1 protein-coding gene is annotated in these 993 nt (G+C 65.3%); it reads right to left on the reverse strand.

Translation table 11 applies throughout. The features are described from left to right. On the reverse strand, positions 1 to 962 hold a 962-nt coding region (locus AC4IJH_RS43570), incomplete at its 3' end, for an IS630 family transposase (RefSeq protein WP_490857573.1). Positions 963 to 993 lie beyond the last annotated feature (31 nt).

Below are 993 nucleotides of genomic sequence, written 5' to 3' on the forward strand. Positions count from 1 at the left end.
ATGTAATCGCGAATCTGCTTGATCAGGACGTTCACGCTGGAGAACGTGCCCCGGCGGATCGACTGGCGGGTCAGGATTCCGAACCAGGTCTCGATTTGGTTGATCCATGAAGACCCGACGGGGGTGAAGTGGAAGTGGACGTGCGGATTGCGCGCCAGCCACGTCTTCACCTCCGGTGTGGTGTGCGTGGAGAGGTTGTCCAGGACGACGTGGATCTCCCTGCCGGCGTGCGGTTTCACCACCTTCTTGAGGAAGGCCAGGAAGCTCACGGCGTTCCGGCTCGGCCTGCACTCGCCGATCACTTCGCCGGTGCCGACGTTGAGTGCGGCGAACAGGTTCGTGGTGCCGTGCCGGACGTAGTCGTGGGTGCGCTTCTCGGTGGCCGAGAACGTCACGGGCAGCACCGGCTGGGTCCGGTCCAGCGCCTGGATCTGTGTCTCTTCATCGACCGAGAGCACAACCGCGCCACCGGGCGGGGCAAGGTAGAGGCCGACGACATCGGCGACCTTGTCCGCGAACGCAGGATCCGTCGAAATCTTGAAGGTGCCGTTGCGGTGTGGCCTGAGGTTCTCCTCGCGCCAGATCCGCGCGATGTAGTGCCAGGACACGGTGACGCTCTCGGTCCGCTTCAGATACTTCGCCAACTCCCGCGTCGACCAGTGCGAAAGACCGGTTCCGGCCGGCGGCGTCATGCGCGTCAATGCGATCACCCGAGCCCGAATCCGCGCCGGTACCTGCTCGCGCGCCCCGCCCGGACGGTCGCCCTCCAGCCCGGCAAGTCCGCGCTCGGCATAACGAGTCTTCCAGCGGTCCACGGTCGGCAACGACACCCCGAGCAGTTCGGCAATGTCCTTACGCCGACGCCCTTCACCCGACCACAACACGATCCGGGCCCGGGTGGCCACATCCGCGGGTACATCCCGGCTGCTCGACAACTCCCGCAACTCGGCGGCCTGTTCCACGGAGAGCTCCATGTCAGTAGCAACGAGTCAC

Source organism: Streptomyces sp. UF-297, from assembly GCF_058245575.1.